General features: G+C 46.8%; 19 protein-coding genes. 7 read left to right on the top strand and 12 right to left on the bottom strand.

Annotated elements, in window-relative coordinates:
* The first annotated feature begins 34 nt into the window (after positions 1-34).
* Positions 35-334 (top strand): hypothetical protein, encoded by a 300-nt coding sequence (locus ACJJIV_RS13300; RefSeq protein WP_444889243.1) that lies wholly within the window; start codon positions 35-37, stop codon positions 332-334.
* Between the two features lie 151 nt (positions 335-485).
* On the opposite strand, the gene ACJJIV_RS13295 is transcribed toward ACJJIV_RS13300, so the two are convergent.
* The 6 genes from ACJJIV_RS13295 to ACJJIV_RS13270 all read right to left on the bottom strand — a co-directional run bounded on the left by ACJJIV_RS13295 (position 486) and on the right by ACJJIV_RS13270 (position 7896).
* Entirely contained in the window at positions 486-2006 is a 1521-nt protein-coding gene (locus ACJJIV_RS13295; RefSeq protein ID WP_252083505.1) for a tryptophan halogenase family protein, read from the bottom strand.
* A 134-nt stretch (positions 2007-2140) separates the two neighbouring features.
* Positions 2141-5005: a TonB-dependent receptor gene (locus tag ACJJIV_RS13290; RefSeq protein ID WP_444889242.1), complete on the bottom strand. Its 2865-nt coding sequence runs from the start codon at positions 5003-5005 to the stop codon at positions 2141-2143.
* A gap of 314 nt (positions 5006-5319) precedes the next feature.
* The gene (gene glk, locus ACJJIV_RS13285; protein ID WP_252083507.1) at positions 5320-6282 is read right to left on the bottom strand and encodes a glucokinase; all 963 of its coding nucleotides are present in this window, start codon (positions 6280-6282) and stop codon (positions 5320-5322) included.
* Between the two features lie 227 nt (positions 6283-6509).
* A complete protein-coding gene (locus ACJJIV_RS13280) occupies positions 6510-6818 on the bottom strand; it encodes a DUF1272 domain-containing protein (RefSeq protein ID WP_252083508.1) in 309 nt (102 codons plus the stop codon).
* Positions 6819-7228: 410 nt separating this feature from the next.
* Positions 7229-7540: a cupin domain-containing protein gene (locus tag ACJJIV_RS13275; RefSeq protein WP_252083509.1), complete on the bottom strand. Its 312-nt coding sequence runs from the start codon at positions 7538-7540 to the stop codon at positions 7229-7231.
* A gap of 59 nt (positions 7541-7599) precedes the next feature.
* The gene (locus ACJJIV_RS13270) at positions 7600-7896 is read right to left on the bottom strand and encodes a hypothetical protein (protein WP_252083510.1); all 297 of its coding nucleotides are present in this window, start codon (positions 7894-7896) and stop codon (positions 7600-7602) included.
* A 340-nt stretch (positions 7897-8236) separates the two neighbouring features.
* Between ACJJIV_RS13270 and ACJJIV_RS13265 the strand changes: the two genes are divergently transcribed.
* The gene (locus ACJJIV_RS13265; RefSeq protein ID WP_444887354.1) at positions 8237-8830 is read left to right on the top strand and encodes a TetR/AcrR family transcriptional regulator; all 594 of its coding nucleotides are present in this window, start codon (positions 8237-8239) and stop codon (positions 8828-8830) included.
* Positions 8831-8899: 69 nt separating this feature from the next.
* Here ACJJIV_RS13265 and ACJJIV_RS13260 read toward each other — a convergent pair whose 3' ends face one another.
* Genes ACJJIV_RS13260 through ACJJIV_RS13250 form a run of 3 tightly spaced genes read right to left on the bottom strand, consistent with a single transcriptional unit; the run spans position 8900 to position 13249 of the window.
* The gene (locus tag ACJJIV_RS13260) at positions 8900-10084 is read right to left on the bottom strand and encodes a hypothetical protein (protein ID WP_444889241.1); all 1185 of its coding nucleotides are present in this window, start codon (positions 10082-10084) and stop codon (positions 8900-8902) included.
* 11 nt (positions 10085-10095) lie between these two features.
* Entirely contained in the window at positions 10096-10911 is an 816-nt protein-coding gene (locus ACJJIV_RS13255; RefSeq protein WP_444887356.1) for an outer membrane lipoprotein-sorting protein, read from the bottom strand.
* Positions 10892-13249, bottom strand: a complete 2358-nt coding sequence (locus tag ACJJIV_RS13250) for an efflux RND transporter permease subunit (protein ID WP_444889240.1) — start codon at positions 13247-13249, stop codon at positions 10892-10894. The genes ACJJIV_RS13255 and ACJJIV_RS13250 overlap by 20 nt, the downstream gene beginning before the upstream one ends.
* A gap of 923 nt (positions 13250-14172) precedes the next feature.
* Between ACJJIV_RS13250 and ACJJIV_RS13245 the strand changes: the two genes are divergently transcribed.
* Entirely contained in the window at positions 14173-15474 is a 1302-nt protein-coding gene (locus ACJJIV_RS13245; protein ID WP_444889239.1) for an amidohydrolase, read from the top strand.
* A gap of 49 nt (positions 15475-15523) precedes the next feature.
* Here ACJJIV_RS13245 and ACJJIV_RS13240 read toward each other — a convergent pair whose 3' ends face one another.
* Together ACJJIV_RS13240 and ACJJIV_RS13235 are read right to left on the bottom strand one after the other, a co-directional pair.
* Positions 15524-17836: an FG-GAP repeat domain-containing protein gene (locus tag ACJJIV_RS13240; RefSeq protein ID WP_444889238.1), complete on the bottom strand. Its 2313-nt coding sequence runs from the start codon at positions 17834-17836 to the stop codon at positions 15524-15526.
* A 318-nt stretch (positions 17837-18154) separates the two neighbouring features.
* The gene (locus tag ACJJIV_RS13235) at positions 18155-19621 is read right to left on the bottom strand and encodes a DEAD/DEAH box helicase (protein WP_444889237.1); all 1467 of its coding nucleotides are present in this window, start codon (positions 19619-19621) and stop codon (positions 18155-18157) included.
* Between the two features lie 446 nt (positions 19622-20067).
* Here ACJJIV_RS13235 and ACJJIV_RS13230 point away from each other — a divergent pair, with 446 nt between their 5' ends.
* Positions 20068-20670, top strand: a complete 603-nt coding sequence (locus ACJJIV_RS13230; RefSeq protein WP_444889236.1) for a GNAT family N-acetyltransferase — start codon at positions 20068-20070, stop codon at positions 20668-20670.
* Between the two features lie 384 nt (positions 20671-21054).
* Positions 21055-22059, top strand: a complete 1005-nt coding sequence (locus ACJJIV_RS13225; protein ID WP_444889235.1) for an alpha/beta hydrolase — start codon at positions 21055-21057, stop codon at positions 22057-22059.
* A 95-nt stretch (positions 22060-22154) separates the two neighbouring features.
* Here ACJJIV_RS13225 and ACJJIV_RS13220 read toward each other — a convergent pair whose 3' ends face one another.
* Positions 22155-23210, bottom strand: coding sequence for a hypothetical protein (locus ACJJIV_RS13220; RefSeq protein ID WP_252083520.1), 1056 nt, complete (start codon positions 23208-23210; stop codon positions 22155-22157).
* 334 nt (positions 23211-23544) lie between these two features.
* Between ACJJIV_RS13220 and ACJJIV_RS13215 the strand changes: the two genes are divergently transcribed.
* Both ACJJIV_RS13215 and mmsB read left to right on the top strand, forming a co-directional pair.
* The gene (locus ACJJIV_RS13215; protein ID WP_444889234.1) at positions 23545-25056 is read left to right on the top strand and encodes a CoA-acylating methylmalonate-semialdehyde dehydrogenase; all 1512 of its coding nucleotides are present in this window, start codon (positions 23545-23547) and stop codon (positions 25054-25056) included.
* A 39-nt stretch (positions 25057-25095) separates the two neighbouring features.
* The gene (gene mmsB / locus ACJJIV_RS13210) at positions 25096-25995 is read left to right on the top strand and encodes a 3-hydroxyisobutyrate dehydrogenase (RefSeq protein ID WP_444889233.1); all 900 of its coding nucleotides are present in this window, start codon (positions 25096-25098) and stop codon (positions 25993-25995) included.
* The last annotated feature ends 9 nt before the right edge of the window (positions 25996-26004 follow it).

Below are 26004 nucleotides of genomic sequence, written 5' to 3'. Positions count from 1 at the left end.
TCTAATTAGAATGATTATTAAAAGGATAAATATTATGTTAAGAATTTTTACACTGATCGCGGGATTGACTCTCACTTTTTTTGTTCAAGCAGAAGAGGTTGTAACTGGAACCCTGGAGGAAATCATCTCTGAAGATTTTGAGACTGGGAAAGTAGAAAGACGCTTCGCCTTGAAAGATGAGCAAAGTGGCCACTACTATTTTATTGAAGTAGATGAATTAAAACGCAAGGGCATGAAATCTGGAGACCGAATAAAGATTCGCGGTGAGCGTGGTGAAAGACGTATGCTACACATCCGGGAAACACAAAAGCTTAAAGCCGCAGGAGAGGAATAATCCGGATGGCTTACCCTAACAGCAAACCAGCGCTTGAGTTTCTTTTGCAAATTATTTTTAGATCGTGAAAGTGGAATTGTAAACCTAAGCACTTACTTCTTATCGATTTTTAGCCCTGCTTATTGCAGGGCATTTTACACTTCCCATTAATTCATCCACCATCTCCCAACGACAATAAATGAAGCTGCTGTAAATGAGATTTAAAATTAAGGGCGCAACGGCGATTAAAATCCTTGATCTCCTCAATTTTATACTTATGTGCGAGTTCATTCCCCGATCGTAATTGCTCCTGGCTCGGATAAACACCCTTCCCAGTCAACAGGCAATTCCAGGATACATTCGGAAAATAGACATCCAGTTTTTGATCCAGTAATTCATCAGTAATATTCTTGCCTGCCATCCAGGACATCAAGATTGAACGCAGGGAGGGAGATATCTTTTCATTAGTGCCATTGGCAATCCAATAATCCGTATCTGCTCTCGAACTAATACGGTAGTGACAGACGATATAGTCCCGCACCGCATCAAAACGAGCGCTGATACGATTATTAAAGTCATCCCTATACTTATCTGTATGATCACCATTGTTATAGGCCTCTATAAAGCGCACCACGGTTTCCTGAACCATATCCAACGCCGTTGCCTCCAAAGGCTCAATAAAGCCTTGGGAGAGCCCCACCGCCAGGCAGTTCTTGGCCCAGTGTTGAGCAACCCGTCCAACCTTAAACTTTAATCTACGCGCTTCGACATCACTGTCCAACAACCCCAAGTGAGCGCGAAATTCCGTTTCCGCCTTGTCATCGTCGACAAAGCGAGAGCTGTAAACATAGCCGTTGCCATTGCGATTGGTCAGCGGGATTTGCCAGGCCCAGCCATATTTCATCGCAGTAGAAATAGTGTGCGGTGCATACTCCCTTTCCTGGTCTGTAGCAAATACAACCGCAGAGTCGTTAAACAGACTCTCAGCGCTACTAATAAATGGAACCTTCAGAGATTGTTGTATAAGATTTCCACGAAAGCCGGAACTGTCCACATACAGATCCGCTTTGAGAGCCTCACCATCAGTAGTTTTCAGGTGATCAATATTCCCCTGTGCATCGAGCATGGCGCCAGCCACTGTCGCCACCTTATAGCGAACCCCTTTTTTTTCGGCAACACGACGCAGGAACTGGCCCAATAAACCAGAATCAAAATGGTAGCCATAGGCAATTTCAAAAGGGAAGTTTTCCGGCGCGACTGGAGATAATTTTTGCCGGATCATCTCAGTTGCCAGAAAGAAGTGATCCGGATGTCCCTCCAAGTCAACACCTTTCCTGCGCAGGTAACTATTATGAAAAAATGCCGGAATAGTAAATTGGTCCGGCTGGCCGACAAAGGGATGAACATACTCGGTAAAGCCCGGTTTAACGGACCAATCCCTAAAGGTAATACCCACTTTGTAAGTAGCGTTACAGGCAGGCATCCACTCCGATTCGCTAACCCCTATAGTCTCCATAAAACCTTTTAGCGGCGGAGTTGATCCCTCCCCCACACCGATAATCCCAATATCCGGTGATTCCACCAGGGTGATATCAAACCCTTTATTCTGCCAATGGGTCGCCATCAGATTGGCGGTTATCCAGCCAGCGGTACCCCCGCCAAGAATAATTATTTTTTTGCGTTGATTGCTCATGGCGACTCTCAAAAATTCAGCACCGCACTTATTGTCGGGCCTTTTAATATTTAAAAAAAACCGCCCGGCAAGCGTAGCTCAGCGGGCGGTTTCTTATCACACCTTCAGTTTTACACCAAAAGAATCAGCGGCACTTAGTAGCTATAGTTCAAGCCGAGGTAGAACTGACGCCCAAACTCAGTGTATTCACCGAGAACACCATCTACTCCGTAGGATTTCACATCAGCCTCATCAGTAAGATTGTTCGCTGAGAAAACCACATCGATACCATTATCGAATGCATAGGATATCTGAGCATCAACGGTAGTGTACGCCTGAGCTAAGGCCGGAGTAGAGCCTCCCGGTATCGGCATAATCAGGATAAACTCATCCCGATAGCGAACATTGACGTGGGAGCTGAAATTACCGATGTCCCAGAATACTGTAGTGCTCCAGACATTTTCAGAGAGGCCCGGCAACGGCAGGTTTTCACCATAAAGGTTACCGCCACTCACTTCGGTTTCACTCTCAGTATATGAATAGCTGGCGGTCATACCCAAGCCAGCCCAAATACCCGGCAGCTGATCAAAGGTTTTGGTACCCGCAAGCTCGATGCCTCGAATATAACCACCCTTGTCGTTGTTCACGTAAGTTTCGAAAGCGCCGGCTTCCAGACCAACGGGAATTTCAATGCCCAGGGAATCAAACAGCGCCGCTCGATCTGCCTGGCTGTCCAGGTAGATATACTGCTTTTCTACCAGGCTTTCGATATCTTTCCAGAAAATAGCTGCAGTTACCGCACCGCCATCTTCAAAATAGTGCTCATAAGCCAGGTCAAACTGGTTTGCACGGAAAGGATCGAGGTAGGGAGAACCTTTGGTCCATACATTGTATTCAGTATCGTTCGTTTCGTTATTAACGCTGTTCCAGGAACCAGCGCCGCCCTTCAGCTGCCCAACCGGTGGACGACCCATCACTTTAGCTGCAGCAAAGCGAATATAGTCCTGCTCGGTCAGCTCAAAGTTCAAGTTAAGGGAAGGCAGGGTGTCTGTGTATTCGGGGCCGTACTCAACATAGTCGAAGCTATCTGAAGTTACACCCACGTCATCAGTAATTTCGATACCATTGCCGGCACCCACATTTTGGATACCGCTGGACTTCACATCGGTTTCAACAACCCGTACACCGAAATTACCAGTTACTGGAATACTACCCAGCTGGGTTTCGATATTGGCCATCAAGTAGTAGGCAAAGACTTCCTCTTTCATCGTCCCGGACTCAACGAAAGTCCAGTCCTGGCTAAATGCCTTTTTACCTTCGTAATTACCGGCACCAAAAATACTGGAGGCCAGGGCATCCATATCGTTGACTACGAACTGTGGTATCCCGCTGGTGGATTCAACACTGACATAGCCGTCCAGTAGTTGCGGCTCACAATCAATGTCGGACAGGTTATCCGCACAGTAGCCATTGAATTGGCCATCGCGGCTACCGTAAAGGAAAGCTCCACGTTCAGAGTCAAAAGTGCGCTCAGAGACACGGAATCCTGCCTCAATAGAGGCAATGGCTCGCCACTCCACATCGAACTTGTAATCGAACTTGAAGGCTTCAACCTTATCGGTGTACTCGTGGGGGTATTCTTCGTAGCGCGACAAACGCATGGTATCCAGATCGGTGAAATCTACACCGGAGAAAACGCCTGAGGGAATACCGTCGCCATTGAGGGAATAGGCAAAGCTCTGCCCAGCAGCTTCCTCCCAGGTCTCTAAGTTACCATCGTCATCGTAGGTCAGGTCGTAAGCGTGCATGGACACAATCTGGTCCTTGCGCGTCTTGGTGCCTTTACTGTAGGAGTAGTCAACGGCCAGGGTGTGGCGATCACCTAAATTCCACTCCAGGTTCAGACCAATACTGTCGCTGTCCGCCTGAGTGGATTGATCCTCAGAGCGGGATTCAAACCAGGGGCTGGAATGATCAACTGTTTTTGGGTCGGTAATAATTACCGTACCATCGGTAACCACACCGCCGTTTACTTCCGTATCGGAAAGGGTATAAAAGTTTGTATTGGCCAGGCCACCAACCGTAATACCGTGGCGAGTATCCACACGCTCAAAGTCAGACTTAAAATAATCTAACTGGGCCTTGAAACCATCGGTAGGCTCAAAAACGACGCTGGCCAGGTAACCATTACGAGTATCGGTACCATCACCGGATTGCCACTGGAACGCTCGCGGTAAAACATCTTCACTACCATCACCATCGAAATCATTCCCCGGCTCATAACCGATCTGGTCATCTGCACCCGTGCGGGACTTTACAAAGCTGTTCGGCTGCTCAAGGTGAGAATAACCCAGGGCTACGCCCACCTTGTCATCCATAAATTTACCCATGTACGACAGCGTGACGCGCTCACCGAATTCGTCGGCACCGACGTCATCTGCTGCGTCGTTAAACGACATACGCACATTGGCATTAAAGTTGTGTTCTTTGTCGGCGTCGAGAGGATTGGCTGTTTTCAGCTCTACAGAGCCCGCCACGCCACCTTCGATATGAGAGGCTTTCGGAGTCTTGTAAACCGCCGCCTGATTAATCAGCTCAGCTGGGTACTGGTCAAAAGACATCCAGCGAGTACTTTCGGTATAACCACTGGTAGAGGCCTGCTCACGACCATTCAGGGTGGTCTGCAGGAAGTCGCCGTTCATACCGCGGATATTTAGCTGTGAGGACTGACCGTTGGATCGCACGGTGGTTACACCGGGCAGGCGGCCCAGGGCATCGGCGATTGATTGGTCGGGAAGAGATGACAGAGCGCCCGCATCTACTACATCGGCCACAACATCAGCGGCGCGCTTGGCTTCAACGGAGTCCAAAACGCTGGTGCGAATACCGGTAACTGTTACTTCTTCCAGTGTTTCCTGCTCCTGCGCATAGACACCAACCGAGGTGGACACGGAGGCCGCGATGGCAGCAGATAGCAAAGTGGGTCTGAGCGCCCCTTTACCTTTATTGGATAGACTCATCATCTTCTCCCTGGACTTATCGTTATGTTGAGACCCTGCATCCTAGGGCGGCCCCTAATCCATAACATCCTCCCCTGAGGGGGGAGGAGGTGGGAGAAACTGTGACTGCTGTCACGCAGCTATGCCGCTTAATTGTACGCGATAGAGTTAACGTAAAAGATACCTGACAGGAAAGGGGAAAAAGGGATTTATAGCTTCAACACTGTGAAACCTCCTGGAGGCCAGGGGTAAGGGGGTCCTGAGTATCCTCTCAACTATTTTTGTAGCGCCCCCAAAATGGTTGACCTCCTCTTTTCAGGGGCAAAATAGGCAAATCAGCCTTCTAACTGCACCGCAGCACCGATTAGAGCTTGGTAACCGGCATTCAAAGCATATACCGGCACGGCTTCCAGCCACGGTGCAACCCGCCCCTTGTTAAGGAAGCGCTGTTCGAACTCACTTTCTGGCAGTAGCTCAGCGATCCGAGGCAGGATGCCCCCTCCCAGGAAAACACCACCGCGAGCCCCCATATACAGCGCAGCATCTCCCGCGGCACTGCCAAGGAAATTGAGGAAATCCAGCAGGGTTTCACGACACATAGGATCGGTATTATCCAGGCCACGGGCGCTCACATCCGGCGGTGTCAGTGCCTCAGGAGTGCGGCCATTTAACTCACACACGGCACGGTAAAGGTTCACCAATCCGCTACCAGAAAGAACCCACTCATTAAAAACCGGACACCGACTCTTCATCAGGATCTGTAGCAGTTGCAGTTCGCGTTCAGTGGATACTGTCAGGTTGGCATGGCCACCCTCGCCTGCAAGCACATGATAGCGGCCATCTGCCTCGGCTAGGCCTGCTACGCCAAGGCCGGTTCCCGGACCCAGTACTACCATGGGCGCACCCTGTGGACGAGGCACATCCCTCAGCACGGTATAATCGCTACTGGACAGGCGCGGTAGTGACTGAGCCAGCGCGGCAAAATCATTAATCAGCTCCAGATGGGGGAACTGAAATTCCTCGGCCAGGGCCGTTGCATCAATGCTCCAGCCCAGGTTGGTCATATAAACGCGCTTTCCAGAGGGAGTCTTCTCCAGCGGGCCTGCAGCAGCAATACACACTTTCTCTGGCCTGGGCTGATCGAGGCTATCGAGCCAATGCTGCAACGCAGCATCAAATCCTTCAAAGCGTTTGCAGTCCACTACTTTCAGCCCCTCTAGCTGATAGCCCTCTGCAATTGGCTTGGCTATCGCAAAACGGGCGTTGGTGCCGCCGATATCCGCTACGATGCTCGTCATAGTTATCCCTGTTCAGATCCCCAAAAAAAAGGAATATAAGTTACGATGTCAGAGAAGATATTGCCAGTCCCAAAAGTATTCCTACCGGACCATTCAACCCAAAAAGAAACCGGTTAACCCAGAGAGCCTCTGACATATTTGCAGTAAAATACCGAGTAACCACAATAATTAGACTGCAAGCTTTTGATTGGTCACAGGAAAGAGCTTATTTAAGTTTAAGCAAAACTTTAGCGCGTCTCTGGGGCTAGCGCCTTCAGCGATGCAGCAAAGTCTCGCATCTCCTCTTTACTGTAGCGACTCAAAACCCGCTTTTGCGATGCGGGCTGAAATTGAATCCCCACCCCTTGGCGTCTCGCCACTTGCGGCCGTACCGGACGAGGGCAAAATCCCCCTCCACAATTGGGACAGACATTGCTCAAAATCTCCTCAACACAGGACTTGCAAAAGGTACACTCATAAGTACAAATCATCGCCTCTACAGAATTAGGGGGGAGATCTTTATCGCAACTCTCACAATTCGGTCTTAATTCCAGCATTCTAGACTCCCTTTTATTGGCTAGAAATTTTTTGACAATAATCGTTTTCATTACTTGCTGTTTATGTGGATAAATTTACAATCCGAAAGCTGCAGGTAATTCATATTCCGTTATATCAGGCAAAGAAAAAACCACCCTTTTTTGAAAATTCACAGACTGTTTTTCCAACCGGTACAAATAAGAACATTCAAACAAAACCACCAATATTATCGCAGTTTTTGTAAAAATAATGGTATAAAAATGACAATAAGTCGTCATAATCCGTCATCTACGTCCGTAACGGAATACACAGCAAAAAAATCTTTCACTCCCGACCTAGGCAATCAGCTTCGCAAGGGCTAATCACAGTCGCACATAATCAAGAATAATTTCTGGTAAAATGTGTTTTTTCCAGAAATAAAAAGATTTACCTAAACACTACCTTCAGATTCCACAACCAGAATACGAGCCTCACCAACAGGATGAGCTACATGTTCCGTGCCCTCGGAAGCGTGGAATATATCACCAGGCCCAAGAAGTTCCGATTCGGTTCTACCTGCCACTTTGTAAAACATTTCTACACGACCATCGAGAACAGCAAAGACTTCCTGGCCATCATTGATATGCCAAATATAAGGTTTATTAGTCCAATGCAGTTTAGTGGTAATCCCGTTCATATTTGCGATCAGTTGCGATTCCCAGGGCTTACTACCGGTAAAATCTCTGCTGCGCACTATTCTCATAATGTTTATTCCAATATCGCTTTATAAAATTTCCGGCACCGTCATTTAGAGAGTGGTAACTATATGGCGGGTTCTTCAGGCGCAGGTGAAGTCATAACACCATTTTCATCAGCCTTTTTTTCTGCCAGCTCATCAACTCGCCTCACCCCAAAAGTCACTGTTGGTGGAATGCCCATCCCCAGATCGATGTCCGCAACACGATAATTGCATCCCCTGGCTTTGAGAATGGCATTCACCTTCTCCTGCTTCTCAACCGCTTTGATAACGGTATTGGCTATTACTTCATCACTGCTAAAAGCGGTTACGGACTCATTGACCCTTTCACCGAGTTCCTTGGCTTTATCAAAAATACCCATAATTTCCTATTCCTTCTCTATTCATTCGCGGCCGAAATCATAGGTTAAATATCTATTTTTAGGAACCGCAAGCAGGTAGCCCTGACTCCACCTCGGGGCAACAACAATCAAAGGTTAAGACGAGCTGGTCACTTAAGAGCAACCAGTTAAAAGGGGCCCATTAGTCAGCACCAGGCCTTTGTACAAAATAAGCTGACCACCTATTCATGAAGCGGCAAATCCGCTGGATTATTCATGCCAAAACCTATTTACCCCTATAATTTCGAGACTCTCCCCCTCTCGTCTTGCCCACCCCAGATTGATATGTCACTATCATTTTTTTGAGGTTTGGTAACGATAAATGAGTGGGCGCAAGCAGTTCGATGAGTCACAAGTACTAGACAAGGCCATGCGCGTTTTCTGGGAAAAAGGCTACAAAGCAACTTCCTTGTCGGATCTTGAATCGGCCATGGGACTGAATAAATCCAGTATCTACAACACCTTCCAAAGCAAGGAAGGGTTGTATGGCCGCTGTCTGGAACATTTCCACACCCAATACGCCTGCGATGCTATGGATACCTTGAACCACCCGAACTTCCGCACAGCCATGGGCGGCTTCCTGGAAATGCTTCAGTCTGGTATGGAGAGCTCTGAAACTCCTGAAGGCTGTATCGCTACTATGGCAGCAATGGAGGTGGGTGCCAGTGAAGGATTTCTCGCTGACCTGGTAGCCAAGGGTACCAATGATATGCTGAACCGGATCGAAACCCGTATGCAAAAGGCTATTGACGATGGCCAATTGCAGGCCGGTGTCGATTGTGCCGCCCTCGCCGCGATGGTTATGGCGGTAAGCCGTGGCGTAGTGGCCCTGAATAAAGGCACGGGCAGTACCACAGCAGGCAAAAACAGTTACCAACAGCTATCCACAATTCTGGACCAGTATACACTTCCCTAAAAAAAGCCCACCCCAAAACTTCTTGCCTCTTTGGGGTGGGAATGGGGGTATTCCTGTGAGAATTAACTTTTAAAAATAGCGACGTAATTCCAACTGAAAATAGTCGTCGTTGCGCAAATTGTAGGTAGGGTCTTCTTCATCGGCATTACCGAAAAAACGCGCTTCTGCTTCCATTAACCAGCGATCATTAAGTCGGTGGGTCAGTTCCAGATTGGAAAAACGACTACCGTTATCCAAATCGGTGCTTACGGCAAATAAAAGCTCCGTATCCTGAGTATTATTGAGAGCGTATCGCGCACCTATCGCAATGTCATTTTGACTGGCCGTAGACCAAGGTCCGGTACGATCATCAAATTGATACTCCATTAATACCCCAAGATCTGAGACCGTTTCGCCAATACCATAAAATGTATATTCGAAACCACCGACAGCCGCTGTCTGGCGATCTTCACCGCGAGGTTTAAATGAAATAGCTTCAAACTTCCACAACCAATCTCCACGGGTAGTTTGAATGTCCACACCCGTCTGATCGATCTGTGCATAGTAAGGCGCAAGCAAGCCATCTTCCGTAAGCAATAACAATGGATCCCGATTAGTACCGGAAAAATGGCTGAGGCCCAGGTCCCAATCTCCAAGTACATGGCTGTAACGCAAGGCCCAATCTATATGCTTCTCCTCCCGGTCAGATTGATAGACCGCAGCATCCTCATCCACCAGCAGCGGCGCACGCAATCGTCCTTCCCGGCCAGCAAATTGACGCTCGCGAAAACCCAGTAAACCGTACACTTCCAGTGTTCCCCAATCACGCTCCATCAGGAGGTTAATCATGGGTTGGCCCAGCTTGTCTTCACCGTCGATATTTTCCAGTGCATCATCCTGGTTAATCACATCCACCAAGTGCACGGTTTCAGTAACTCCCCAAAACACTTTGCGCACCCCGGCGTAAAGCTCGAAACTATCGTAAGCTTTCCACCAGTAAAGCTCGCCGAGATCCGCGTGATTGCGATCGCTATCCTCACTGTCCCAGCGCCCAAAGACACTGGCCACAACACGCTGGTTTCCATCGTCAAAATCCCGGTAGTACTCGAGATTTAAAGACGCAGAAAGACCGGCATCACTTTGTGCTGAATCCAAAGGGGCTGCGGTGAATGCGCGGGCCTCCAGGCCCGCATAACCGCTCAACTCATCCGCTCCAGCCGTATGACTCAGCGCCGCCAATAGTGGCAACAAAATGAGTATTTTTTGGTTAACCATGGGCGCAATCCCTATTTCGCCCTGGAGAGACTATTTTTGGTGAAGTCGCGATCGGTAAAACCATTGCCAAATACCCAGTCGCCATACAACAACTCCGTGGATTTACCGGTCTGGTGATTAACCATTTCCATTTTATTGGCTCGCCAGTATTGATCGCCGTACTGGTTGTAGTCGGAAATCGTAAGGGTCTTCATCAGGTCCCCTTTTCGATCATAGTAATCCGTTCTCCATGCGCGGTACTCCTCTGTATCAACCCAAAGGTGTTGAATGGAATAACCAGATTTAGGATCAACCGGATCCAACTCCAGAACAAAGTGATCGCGGCCATCGAAAGACTCGTTGCGTAAATATTTGTAGGTGTACTTCTCCACCTCCTGTGAGGCGATATCTTCATAGGAGAATTCACTACCCATAAATGGGCCAGACTTGTTGCTGGAGGAAATACGCTTTACTCGCTTTAAAGCAGGTAAATAGAGCCACTGATCATCGGAGCCCACTTTATGGGTAAAGGACAAAAATGCTGTACCCTTTACATCCCGAGGGTTGTCAAAAATCACCAGGGATTTATCACCGTCGTTTTTCTGCTCCAGAGTTTTAGTGCGCATAGCCCGCACACTCTCCTCACCATATTTATTGCGCAGGGTCATTGTAAGGCTGTTGCTAAGATCACCGAATCCCAAGTCGCGGCGGTCCGCCTCCTTGGCAATTTCCAGACCTTTTTCTGCGGCCAGGTCCAGTTCACTGGCAGAAACAGAGAAAGCTGCCAGAGCCAGGGCACCTGCTAGGGCCCGTGTCAAAAACGGTTTATTAGAGCGGCTGGGTTGCATAGTTTTGCTCCTTATTTTCAATAGGGGTAATAGCGGGGTCGTATGCCTTGGCATCGAGCTTCATCAAGAGAATCGGAAGAAGTAGGAAATCCGCCAGCAAGGCCATCAAAATGCAAATTGCGGTCAGAAGTGCCATGGAAGAATTCATACCGAAGGAGGACTGGGCCAACACCATAAATCCGGCAATCAGAATGACTGAGGTCACAACTATCGCTACACCCACTGAAGAGAAGGCGTAACGCAGTCCGTCCTCCACGTTATAGCCTGCACGGCGCTGGCGCAGGTATTTACTGAGGAAGTGCACTGTATCATCTACCACAATACCCAGTGCCATACCGGTCACCATAGTGACAGCCACATTGACTTCAGCTACCAGTGCACCCCAGAGGCCAAATGCCAGGCCGGCCGGCAACAAATTGGGAATTAAGCTTAAGAAACCGAGTTTGACACTGCGCAGGGCAATACCAATCAGTGCAGAAATTAACACCAGCGCAACCAGAGTGCCCACCAACATGCCCTCCATATTGCGCTCGGCAATATTGGCAAACATGATCGCCGGACCTACGCCATAGGCAGTTACACCAATGTTTTTCTCCAGCCAATTACTGCCGGCATCAGCTACCACTTTGAGTTCTTTCGACTTGAGATTATCGAGAGTTACAATAATCTGCGTCGACGACTTAGCCACATTCAGCTGATTATTTAAATCCAAGCCATAGGGGAGAGACAGCTCGTACAGTAACAAATACTGGGCTGCCAATTCCTGCTCTTCAGGCAACCTGTAGTAGGCAGGATCGTCAGCATGCAGATTTTTGTTCAAGCGCTTGAAAGTATCGCCAATGGTATTGACATGGCGCACCCCAGGCTGGGCCTGCATCCACTCAGTGAAACGCTCCAGATTGGCAAGAAACTCCGGATTGCTAACACCATTGTTGTCACCGGATTCGATCGAGTAAATCAGCTGGTAAATACCAGAGAGGTTGTCATTGATATAATCTGAATCAGTTCGAAACTCCACAGACTCATCAAAGTAACCAACAAAGTCATCATTAATCTCATTGTTTGGAATCATTGCCAATAATCCCAACGAGACAATGACTCCCGCCAGTAGTATCGGGCGCTGACGGCGAATCACAAAATCTCCCAGAGTATCCATGGAGCGTCCAATTTTGGATTCACTGGCGCGACTTTTGGCCGGCAGTATCGCCATCAATGCAGGCAGTAAGGTAACCGATAAGAAGAAGGCCACCATCACACCCATCGCGGTAATATTACCCAGATCGTGGAAGGGAGGCGCATCGGAAAAGTTCATCGACAGAAAGCCAATGGCGGTAGTGATCGAAGTTAAGAACACAGGCCCCATGTTGAGCTGCAAGCTCTCTTTAATTGCATCGTGCTTGCTGAGTCCACGGCGCATTGCAGCAAACAGACTCACCAATATATGTATCGAATCCGCCACTGCGAGAGTCATAATAATGGTGGGCGCAGAAGCGGATGGCGGTGTCAATTTAACACCGATAAAACCGGCCAAACCCATGCCTGCGGCCATGGAGAAGACGATAACCAACAGCGCTGCAAAAGTCGCACTGAAGCTCCGCACCAACAAAAATACAACTGCAATAATCACCAGGTACATGAGCGGAACTAAGGTGCTCATATCTGACTGAGAGGCCTCAAAAAATGCATTACTCAGTAAAATAATACCGGTCGCATAGACCTCTACATCGTATTTTTCTTCAATCTCTTCCATCAATGCCTGTGCAGCTTCAGCCGCTTCAGGGGTTTCATGCATGGATTTTTGTGGAAGCTGGAAGGTGATATTTATCCCTGTAACGGAACCATCACTATTTACTAGGCGCTCCTTCAAGGTGGGATCTGCCAGCGCTACAGCCTTGATAGAGGCCAGGGTTTCTGCATCTAAATTGCTGGCATTTTCCACCAAGTCCTGTACCAGGAGATCATCTTCCTCGGCAATGGTGTGCTGGAAGTTGGTAATTGAATCCACCCGCAGCGCATAAGGTAACAACCAGGATTTCTCCGTCATCTCCTCTACGGCTGCCAGGGCATCATTGGAAAAGGCATTTCCGTCTTTAGGCACTACCGCAAACAGAATATTGTCATTCTTGGTGTAAGTGCGCTGGATTTGCTCATAAGCTTGTAGTTGAGGATTAGCTTCACTAAAGAATGCCCGGTAATCATTGTTGAAACCCAGAAATCTTGCTCCGCTTACCGCAAAGAAGGCTAACAGTAGTGCGCCAATGGCTACCAGCCATCGATATCGAATAAGCCAATCCGCATAACGGCTGACCCAATTCGAGGGTAATTGGGGGGATGACATTAAATCAGCTCCTTCAAACAACTTGATAGAAAATAATTAATCAACAACCTAAGCAAATGGGTATTTACTTACGGCCACAGAATCCCGTAGTAGCCAATATGATCAGCTACAAAATTTGATAAAAAGGCACACTAATGCCATCAGCCAAACCGTAAATATGGCCGAGACATCAATAAGAAATCATCACTTTATACGCTATAAGAACCACTTATTTTTAATTAGCAGTAATCAATCATTAAGCAGAGCTTACTCTCCCCAATACAGAGGCAATTTCCGGAGAACCGGAGAACCGGAGAACCGGAGAACCGGAGAACCGGAGAACCGGAGAACCGGAGAACCGGAGAACCGGAGAACCGGAGAGTTAAGAAAATATCTAATTTACGACGATATAAATCTAAAAATAAATAGAATAATTATTTAAATATACCTAAGACATACAGATATATTAGCAACCTGCCTATTATTAGCACTATAAATTAACTTGTTAATTATCCTCTAAGAAATAATTAGAAAGCTCTACAAGTTAAGCATTACTGATTTTTTCAACCATTATTTTCATCACGCATTAACACCCAAAGTGATTGGTCAGAAATACCAATGGTCTTGGACCTCACAGATATATTCTCAGCATTCCATTGGGCCTAATGAAACAAAGCACAACAGTTTGCCCAACCTATGACCAATCAGTATCACCTTCTGTGTCACCCAGTCTTGTAAAGACTATGAGAACCCCCTGCTACTGTGCTCATTGTTCTGTGGTTATAGCTCTTTCCGCAATCTATGCAGAACATCTTGAACCGTTCGGTTCACCATGTCAACAACGGAATTTCAAAATATGTAAAGGCAAACCAGCTCGAGGGAGTCGGTTGCGCAAAATCTGGGTTAGAATCGGGCGACGATAATGAGAATGAAGGAATTGTGCTGTGAAAAAACTGCTCCTGCCCATCGCAATCGGTGCATCGTTGCTGGCTACCCATACCTTTGCAAGCGACCCTAAGCCTCAGCAATTGCTGGAAAATACTGAGTCCAAAGTAATTGAGTGGCGTCGCCACCTGCACCAGAACCCAGAGCTGGGCAATCGCGAATTTGAAACAGCCAAATATATTGAAAAACACCTACGTGCACTGGGCCTTGAGGTTGAAACCGATATCGCCCATACCGGCCTTGTGGGCTTTTTGAGAGGCGGCAAACCGGGGCCAACTGTTGCCTTGCGCGCGGACATGGATGCTCTGCCAGTCACCGAGAGAACCGATGTGCCCTTCGCTTCCAAAGCCAGAACCACTTACCAGGGTAAAGATGTTGGCGTTATGCATGCTTGTGGCCACGATACTCATGTGGCCATGCTGATGGGCGCTGCCGAGGTCCTGACAGGCCTTCGCGATGAGCTGGCTGGAAACGTATTGTTTATATTCCAGCCTGCAGAGGAAGGCGCACCGGACAATGAAGAAGGTGGCGCAGAGCTAATGCTCAAAGAGGGCATTTTCAAGAAGTACAAGCCGGACGTAGCCTTTGGCCAGCATGTCACTTCCTCACTACCCACCGGCGCCATCGGATATCGCTCGGGCCCGCTTATGGCCGCTGCCGATGAGTTCCGTATTACCATCAACGGCCGCCAAACCCATGGTTCACGCCCCTGGAGTGGAGTGGATCCTATTGTCGCCGCCGCACAAGTCGTAATGGGCACCCAAGCCATTGTCAGCCGCCAGATCGATATCACCAAAGAGCCCGCAGTCGTTTCCTTCGGACGTATTGACGGTGGTGTCCGCAACAATATCATTCCCGACAGTGTCTATCTGAACGGCACCATCCGTAATTTTGATATGGATAACCGTGCAGAAATTTTCAAACGCTTAAAAATCACTGCTGAGTTAATTGCTGAAAGCTCCGGGGCAAGCGCGGATGTGGAGATTCTGGAGGGCTATCCGGTAACAATAAATAATGCAGAGCTGACAGAAATGGCCCTGCCTATTCTGAGGTCTGTTGTTGGCGAAAAGAACGTAATCGAAATCCCGAAAATTACTGGAGCTGAGGATTTCTCCTACTACGCTAATGAAATCCCAGGCTTATTCTATTTTCTGGGGGTAACTCCAAGAGATCAGGATGCCAGCCAAGCCCCAAGCAATCACTCACCGCTTTTCTATGTGGATGAAGATGCTTTGCGTAAGGGTACTGAAGCGCTGACCCTGTTAACTTTGGATTATATGGCAAACTATAAAAAACAATAAAATAAAAAGGGCCTCTTTCGAGGCCCACAACAACAATTGTTCTTAAATTTTATTCAACCAGAAGCATAATTATACTTCTATTAATATCTCCCTGGTCATCCGTGACCGTCAACTGAAATGCTAAAGAAGTATATTCCTCATCACTTTTGTTAGGAGCAATAAATGTTGTTATCGCTGCACTAGCATTTTCTAGTGAAACCTCTGGCCCACCAACTTGCTGCCATTGGTAACTAATTATAGCTCCATCTTCATCTATGGAATTAGATCCATCCAGGGTGACAAGACTATTTTGTTTTACATTTAGCGGAGTAACGATTTGCGCCTTAGGGCTAGAATTACCAACTATTCGGATCGCTAAAAACCCCACCCCGGTATAACCATCATCATCTTTCACACTAAGAGTTACCATTATCACTCTCTGTGTATCAGCAGCAATCTCAGGAGCAATAAAGCTGGCGGTTCCGTCTGGATTATTATTTATCTCCAAGCCTGACGCGCTCCAATTGTAACTTACGATTTTACCGTCTGAGTCATAGGATTCACGACCATCCAATTGAACTAACTGCCCAGGCTTGACCTCTTGAGGCTCCCCAGGCACAACTATAGGAGCCTTCAAACCCTCCGCTATAAAAGCGATTGTTCTTTTTGATTTCTGCCCACCACTATCTTCTACTTCAACCTCAAATACATAACCTTTCAGTAACCCTAATGGCCCACCAAAGACAGGAACGGTAAAAGTAGCAACCCCACGTTCAAGTTGCATTAACTCAACAGGATCACCACTCAACTGAGACCAGCGGGCACTTACAATTTCTCCATCCATATCAAAGGATTCACTGGCGTCCAGCCTGACACTTTGCCCAGCTTTTATCGTTCCGATATTCTCAACCACAACAACCGGTGCCAAGTTAGTTCCCACACGTACTGTGCTTTGATCGATACTGACAAGACCATGATCGTCCTCAACCTCAAGCTCAAAAACCAACTCTTGCACTATGCCTTTTTGCTCAGCTGGAGCAATAAAGTTCACCACCCCATCCCCCGAGTCCATCAAGCTTACAGGCGCGCCAGAAAGTTGCTTCCAATGATATGCAACAATATTTCCATCAGGATCTGAAGACTGGCTACCGTCGAGCACAACCAGGGAGCCTCCACCAACAGATTGATCACCTCCAGCAATGGCTTGAGGCGGCTGATTTAATACTACCAAACTCCCTTTTAGAGTTATTAGTCCCTGTTGAGGATTAGCGATAACAATATCAACGGCCCCATCACTATTTATATCTCCCGTAGCTATACTTTGTGGATTGGAATATTTACCAACAGGAATATTTATTTCGTATTTAGAAGCCTCCAAATTCTGGATAAAATCTCCATAAGCGGTCAGAGAAAATCCCTCATTGGGCAGCATTAATACCCTAGCGGATTCTTTATCTTGCAATAATGTAGTTAAAATTGGTCCAGGATTATTTTGTGTGGAGAAAAAAACAGGGATTTGCAACTTACGTTCACTATCCTGAAAAAAAACTGCCAAACCGGCTCCTGCAGCGCTATCCCCAAGAGAAACAACCACATCATTGAATCCATCGCCATTGATATCTCCCGTCGAAATACCATTAGCCTGGACTTTACTACCAAAATCATAATAGGCAATTTGGCTGCTAAACGGATTAGACTCCATTACCGCCAACTTTGTACTCAGCGGTTGCTCACTGAGCATCACAATATCATCGACATAATCCCTGTTGACATCCCCCAGAGTCAGCAAAGCGGATTCATGGCCCATCACAAAACTCAGACTTCTTACCTGACCAAAGGGCTGGGGTGCCTGGCGAATACTCTCAACACCATCGCTGGTTTTACTGACCCCAACAATCTCATTGACTCCATCTCCCTTTAGATCTCCAATAGCAATATTGGTAGCATAGCTGGAGAGGTAAGTTTCTCCGGCTGTCAAACCTCCATCTTCAGTTTGTAAAAAGGTTTCAATTTTTTCACCTGCAAACCCAATAGCAATATCCTTGCGACCATCACTATTGATATCACCCACTGCGAGAGACTTCGGCAAGCTCTCTGTCTCACTGGACAGAGGGTAATTTACTGCGTCTTGTAACTGTCCAGCCTGATTCTGAAGAAAGACTTTTAATTGGAAGTCATTGTCTGGATCAAAAGCCTGGGAAGTAATAATAGCCACATCATCTCGTCCATCATTATTCAAGTCAGCTACGGTAACAGCTTCAGCTCTGGAACCTATTGAGTAAATTTCGGCAGGCTGGAATTGAGCCTCACCACTTGCATTACTGGTCAGCAGTAACACAGCAGAAGGAAGAACGAAAAACTTTGAGAGCAACTTCAATTTCACAACATATCCTTGTGTAAATTTTCTTAAATAAGCAAATTTAACTTAACACAAATTTCTGAGAGCAAATGTGATCAATTATGGAATTGATATATCCAAATTAGCCCCAAATAAGCAGACACTGGTTCCAGCTTTTAGTATGGATAATACAAATCACAATAATAATATAAGAGTAAAAATAACAACTTCACTCACAAAAAAAGATAAACTTTTCTCAAGCATCGCTGCTGAATAAAACGATAAAAGTAAACAGACAGTGAAAGAAAATAAAGGCGAAAAAAAAGCGGCCTAGGCCGCTTTTTTTACCAACTACTCAAAATGCTAAGCGCTTTCCGAACGTCCTCTGCTGGGGCGGCGTCTCGGAGCTCTCTGTGGTTTTTGGCCATCACTGCGACCCGATTCAGCGCTGCGAGCCCTGCCAGTACCGCCGGAGCGATTTCCATTGCTTCCTTTACCACCGGTGGCATTGCTATTGCGACCACCGGTTCCACGTCCTTCTGGTTTACCGCGACCACTTCCGCGATTACCACGGCGCTCATCGCTATTGCCACGAGCATCTCGTCCGCCCTCATTATTTCGGGAACCTACAGGGCGTTTACTGGCGCCAGGTTTTTGCTGGCCGCCACGCTTGGGGTTGCCAGAGGCTGGCAACTGATGATCTGGCTCAAAGTCCTCGATTTCCTCGCGGGGAATTGGCTTGCCAATTAAGCGCTCGATATCGCGAAGCTGCTTAATTTCATCGGCACTAACAAGGGACACGGCTTGCCCCTGGGCGCCCGCACGTCCTGTGCGACCGATACGGTGAACATAATCTTCAGGAACATTGGGCAAGTCGAAATTTACCACCTGGGGTAATTGATCGATATCAATACCCCGTGCAGCAATGTCTGTCGCAACGAGGATCTGCACCTTACCGGCTTTAAAATCTGCCAGAGCCCGGGTTCTGGCATTTTGGCTCTTATTACCGTGAATAGCCGCTGCCAGGATGCCATCTCCTTCCAGCTGTTTCACCAGCCGATTGGCCCCATGTTTGGTACGGCTAAATACCAGTGCCTGATGCCAGCCATTCTCTCGAATCAGGTGACTTAACAGTTTTGTTTTTCGAGCCTTATCCACAGGGTGGAGCTTCTGTCGTACTGTTTTGGTAGTGGAGTTTCGCGGGCTAACATCAATCTCCAGCGGGTCCTTTACCAGACCTTTGGCGAGCTGGCGAATCTCAGGAGAAAAGGTTGCCGAGAAGAGTAGATTCTGACGCTTGGCCGGTAAGATCTTCAGCACTCTCTTAATGTCATGGATAAAGCCCATATCCAACATGCGGTCTGCTTCATCCAAGACCAAGGCTTCCAAGCGATCAAAGCGGATTGCCCCTTGATTGTGCAGGTCCAATAGACGACCAGGGGTCGCTACTAGAATATCGGCACCGCCTCGCAGTCGGGAAATCTGGGGATTGATCTTCACGCCACCAAAAACTACCGCATGACGCATTGGCAGGTACTGGCTATAGCTCTGCACATTATCAAACACCTGTGCGGCCAGCTCGCGGGTTGGGGTGAGTACCAATGCGCGCACCTGCCCTTTTCTGGCACGCTCTCCCTGGCTTAAGCGGTGCAACAGCGGCAATGTAAAACCGGCGGTCTTACCCGTGCCCGTCTGGGCTGCAGCCATAATATCACTGCCCTTCATTACCGCCGGAATGGCCTGGGCCTGGATTGGCGTGGGCTCAGTATAGCCCTGCTCTGCAACGGCACGGGCAATCTCCTGGGCAAGGCCCAGATCTTCAAACAACATAAATAACCTCAAACTGCGCCCTGGGCGCAATCAAACACATTCGCACCACGAAGGAGCAAATAGAAAAATCGGAGTTGGCATCCAGAGCAAGTGAGGCTCGATGCACACAGCCGTCAATTCACCGGCCAGCCGGCGCGCGGCATTCAGTAGAGGGTTCCGGGAAGAATTTAGAAAAGTTCACGGGGGGATACCGGTAGATCACCGGCCTACAAATGACGCAGCTGAGAAAAATCAGCTGCAGCACTATACCATAATGAAACTGACTGTATAGTTCTCTCGGCTAAAACTGCTCTTCATAGGCATAGACAAAGGGGTTGTTGGGGACCCAGCCCAAGCGAGCGTAACATAGTTCCACGTTCGCAACTTGAGCGTCTATCTTTGTGATATCCAACCCCCGTTGCGAACCAAAGATGATGCAGCCAGGTGCTGCCGGGATACTCACAGCCATGTCAGAAAATAGCAATGTCAGTAATGAGCACCAGATAGAACTAATTACTCTCGGTAATGGGCGCAGGGTATCAATACGCCCCATCTGCCGCAGTGATAGCCAACTGGAGAAAGAACTGATAGAAGACTTATCTCCAGAAACCCGGCGAGACCGCTTTATCGGCGGCAGCTGTAAAGCCAGCCAAAAGCTGATTGAGCTACTCACCGATAACGACCATCAAGTTCATGAGGCCTTTATTGCACTCTGCACCAGCGACCATGCGCAAAGGGCCGTTGCTACCGCACATTACGCCGTAGATTCAGACGGGCTAGCCTGCGAGTGCGCAGTTGTGGTCCGCGATGATTGGCAGGGATTGGGGCTAGGTCGATTAATGTTAAAGCGCCTGATCGACTGCGCAAAAGAACAGGGCTTACAGCGAATTTATTCCATTGAGTCCGCCGACAATAAACGCGTGCAGACATTTGCCCGTTCGATGGGATTTATTTGTAAAGCCGATCCGAAAGACTACACCCTATTAACTTATACACTCGATTTGCAGGCTGGCCGACAAGCCAACGGCTTTGATACGGCCTCCAGGGAGGCCGGAATTAACCTAAATTAAATACACTCTTAATATTCATGGCGGTTTGCAAAGGTTATTTGGCTGCCGCCATCCTCTCAAAGCCGAACAATTTCCTTTTGCGAGTTCACAATCTCCCCTTACCTTATCAACTTCACCCAAATGTGACCATCCGGTCAGCATATTCATAGATCTATTTAACTACAGGCATAGCCGATCAGGCACAACGCCAGCTGTAAAAGCTTTAAACTCTCCTAAAGCAATCAAAGAAAAAGTGAAACTTTGCTTACATAAATTTTAGAGAAATGAGCAATTGCCAAAAATTGAATCCATTTAGCCTAACCACATGTAGTGCGCCGCTACTGATACAACCGTAATTCATGGCACTTTATTTTTTTGATTAACACTAGATTTTAATGACAATTTATGCCTATTAAAATGCAATCAATAAAACTGCTTCTGACCATATCAATTTGTTTACTTATATCATCTTGCGCAGTGAACATTAGAGATTATATTGCAAGTTCAAAAAGCTTCCCTTACGATCATATAGTTTCAAATGAGCAGATAAAATCATGGGGATTCCATAAAAATAATTACTGTGACAAGCTAAGAAACTTATGCATTAGCTATTTCTTTGCTGACCCCCTTGAAAAAGGTAAAATTAAATACTCCATAGAAACTGACTCTGGCGATCAAACCAGCCAAGTTAATCTATCTATAAATAAAGAAGCCCTAAACAAACATTATTCTGGGACCATCATTCTTTTACATGGATTCAGAATTTCAAAAGAATTCATGCTTCACTCAGCATTATATTTTCGCCTCCTTGGATTTCAGGTAGTTATTCCAGACCTACTTGGCCATGGTGAATCTGAAGGCCGTAAGGAATATGGCGTTGGTGATAGCGAAGTGATTAACAGGCTAATTGACGAGCTTATCCATAAAGACCTGATAGAAAGTAAAAACATTTATCTTCTTGGAAATTCCATGGGGAGCCTTACTGCGGCGAGAATCACTCAATCTCGACAAGATATCAGCGGCCTAATATTACAAGCTCCCATGTTGGAATTTGACCAGGCTGTTTATAATTATGCCCAAGAGAATTTTCCCCTACTTAGTAGAGCATTCTCTGAAAAAGAAATAAAAATAGGAGCGTCAATGGCGCTAGAGGAAGCCAATATAAGCCTACTGGAAACACAAATTGAACCTTTACTAACCAACACTCCTGTGCCCGTGCTTTTATTTGCTTCCAATACTGACCCGATTTCACCCTATGATCACTTTCAAAACCTGCATCAGGACCATATCAAAATAGTGCTCCTGAAAGATAGAAATCACCCGAGTATGGCGGTTATTGGGGAAATTGAGCATAGCGCTCTACAGGATTGGCTTCCCAAGGCAAGTAATATCACTATTCAATACCATTAAACCTGCTGGCCTAGTATAGGAAGTAGCAAGGCGAAACTCACTAGTTCGGCCTTGCTAAAAAAGACGATTAGCTATTCCTTGAAAAATATCACATTTCAGTTGAAGAAATCTTCACAAGCTAATGGGCCGCTAAACTCTAGAAGCCCCTGAGGCATTGTAATCTTTTCAACTAGGTTCCCTTTTTTATAGAGAGAGAAGGTTACGTTAGCCTGCATAGATTTCATATATACTTGGCCTCTACCAAAAATTACATCAGAGGGGAAGTCTTGAGAATAGAAACTATCAGGGTCAGCCTTCGCCTCAACGACTAACTTATAGTTAATTTTATTAAACTCAACATTGGCATATCCCTCGCAAGCATTAGATTCCCGTTTAACAGACAGGCCATTAAATGCAGGATAAAAAATTAGATCGTAATCACTACTAATATAACGACCTATCCACATTTCGATATTAGTATCATTAACCTTTCCTCCTGTAAACATAAAATATAACTCTTCAGACAAGCCCATTGTGTAAACGATGCCAGAGCTCGACTCTTTATCAAACCAACCTTTATCAAGCTGTGCAAATCCCAGGCCCATTAATGCAACATTTCCATTAGAGAAACTATATTGGATTGGTGTACCCATAGTATAAACAAACCATTCAGGACCAAAGTTGATAATTTCCTTTAGAATTCCCAATGGTGACCGACCAGGATTATTACTATGCCAATAGTAATGGTGATCTCCATTCCAACGCATAGTGAAGTCGAAATAATCATAATTAATATCTATATGATTTTCATCAGCAACTATTAACCCAGGAACTTCGTAATAAAACTTATCCGGATTATTAGGATCCACCAAAATAACCTCATCATGGAATATATCATACTTAACAGTTGACCCGTTTATCGGAGAGAAAGCCAGGTGTATATAAGCTTTAGGTTTTGGAACCTCAAAGTCTGGTGCAATATATGTCTGCAAGCTTACTTTGAAATAGCCAACATCCGGCACCGCAATATTGTAAAACCATTGTTCTGCCCAGGTTTTATCTGACGTAGGTGTATGGGCCCGGAGATCCTCCAAAGTGGTTGCCGATAGTAAGGAACTGAAAGATCCAAAAAGAAATAAAACGAATACCTGAAATATGTTTCTATAAGACACCGTCTACCCTCTTTCTTAAAATAAATGAATAGAAAACCTCACAAAATCACTACAAACCTACAGAGAGGGCATACTAACAGCATGATTACGGACAAAGCTTAAAAACAAACAGGCTATTTTTCAGGTTGAGAAGGTGCGCACAAAAATTCAATATTGCAAACAAAAGCTAGAAGCTCATCAGATAAAACCCTTATCGATATTCACCCCGAAATACACCATAAAACAAGGCCGATATTCTTCCTCTCAAGAAGCGGCGTAAAACACCTCTTTTTTCACTCAGGCAACGCCTAAACTGTTTGGCAATTTCCCACCGGTTACTGGTAAGGCAAATAATATGAATAAATCCATCCCTTCACGCCTTCCTCTATTCATTGATGGCGACTGGGTGCAGTCTACTACCAAGGAGTGGCTGGATGTGACAAACCCCGCCACAGGTGAGGTTTTAACCCAAGCCCCCTATACCACTGAGGCCGAGCAACTCCAGGCAATCGCCGCCGCCAAGCAGACATTCATTTCTTGGCGGAACACCCCAGTCCCTACTCGAGCACGTATTATGCTCAAGTACCAAGCTCTCCTGAAAGAGCACCAAGAGGCCCTGGCCGAGATTCTCGCAGAGGAAACCGGTAAAACATTTGAAGACGCCAAGGGGGATGTTTGGCGAGGCATTGAGGTGGTTGAGCATGCCGCAAATATTGCTACCCTGCTAATGGGGGAAACCGTTGAAAACGTTGCCAGTGCTATAGATTGCTATTCCTATATTCAACCCATTGGCGTCTGCGCCGGTATTACGCCATTCAACTTTCCCGCAATGATACCGTTATGGATGTTTCCGCTAGCGATTGCCTGTGGCAATACCTTTATTCTTAAACCTTCTGAACAGGACCCCATTACACCTTGCAAACTGGCTGAATTATTTGAGCAGGCAGGAGCACCCAAAGGGGTTCTACAAGTTATCCATGGTGATCGCGAGCAGGTAGATTTCTTACTAAAAGACCCAGATATTAAAGCTATATCTTTTGTCGGTTCCGTGCCAGTTGGGCGCCATATCTATCAAACAGGCACTCAATATTTAAAAAGAGTACAGGCCTTTGCCGGGGCAAAAAACCACATGGTAGTGATGCCTGATGCAAATAAAAATGCCACTATTAACAATATCATCGGCTCTTCTGTAGGGGCTGCCGGTCAGCGATGCATGGCTATTTCGGTTGTGGTATTAGTGGGTGAAGCGCAAAGTTGGATTCCTGATATACAGGATGCGATGGCAAAGATAATACCCGGGCATTGGAAGAATCCACAATCCGACTACGGCCCCTTAATTTCACCTGCTGCAAAGGAACGTGTGCTGGGTTATATCGAGACGGGCAAAAAAGAAGGGGCGGATTGCCTTCTGGATGGTTCAAAAATTACAGTGGATGGATATCCCCATGGTAACTGGGTTGGCCCTACATTATTTGCCAATGTTACTACCGAGATGTCAATTTACACTGATGAAATTTTTGGGCCAGTGTTATGTCTGGTGAATGTAGATCACTTAGATGATGCAATAAAACTGGTGAATGACTGCCCTTACGGCAATGGGACCTCCATATTCACTGCCAGCGGTGCAGCCGCACGTAAATATCAGCATGAAATTCTTGTGGGCCAGGTAGGAATCAATGTGCCTATCCCGGTTCCATTACCTTTCTTTAGCTTTACTGGCTGGCGCAGTTCATTTTATGGGGATCTCCACGCTTATGGTAAGCAGGCCGTGCGTTTTTATACCGAAACAAAAACCATCACAGCCCGCTGGTTCGATTCAGATATTGAACATGCCGAACAGGCAAATATGACGATACAGTTAAAGTAACTGCACATACCAATAAAATTTAATTTTTTGGATACTGCCATGAATAAAATCACAGCCTTCCTTGGTCTGGGGCATATGGGTGCCCCAATGGCTTTTAACTTAATCAAAGCTGGATTCCGTGTAAGAGGTTTCGATCCAGTAGAGGAGTTGCTTCAGAAATCTGTAGAACAGGGAGTTGAAAAATGTTCATCAGCAACAGAAGCGGTGAAGGGAGCAGATTTTGTTATTAGTATGTTACCCAGCAGTGCTGCGGTAGAGAGCCTTTATATTGAAAAAGATCATCTGCTGAAAGCTATCGAAGAGAGATCCTTAATTATTGATTGCTCCACAATTTCAGCAAGCAGCTCAAAACGCCTACTTAACGCCGCACGAAATAAAGGCCTTCATGCAATAGAGGCTCCTGTTTCTGGCGGAGTCAAAGGGGCAGCTGCCGCAACTCTCAGCTTTATGTGTGGCGGTGAGCACGAGGATGTAGAGCGAGCCAAAACAGTTCTACAGCATATGGGGGCCAATGTTTTTTTTGCAGGCCCTGCCGGAGCTGGGCAAACGGCAAAGATCTGCAACAATATGTTGCTGGCTATTCATATGATTGGCACCGCCGAGGCACTCCAATTGGGGGTGGATAACGGCCTTGATCCCAAAGTGCTAACTGAAATCATGGCGAAAAGCTCGGGCGCCAACTGGTCCCTACAAACTTATAATCCTTATCCCGGTGTTATGGATAGTGTGCCCGCTAGTAATCAGTATCGTGGAGGCTTTAAAGTGGGGTTGATGTGTAAGGATCTGGGGCTTGCTCAGCAAGCCGCCGACAATAGCAAAAGCTACACACCGCTCGGCTCACTAGCCAGAAATCTATTTGGCTTACACAGTCTGAAGGGCAATGAAGAACTGGATTTCTCCAGTATCCAAACAATTTTCAGGAAGGAGGCCGACCAATAGCTAGATTGT

This window comes from Microbulbifer mixtoriginis (SeqCode), assembly GCF_052466765.1.
The sequence above is the reverse complement of the archived record's forward strand: the minus strand, read 5'-3'. Positions and strand labels throughout refer to the sequence as shown.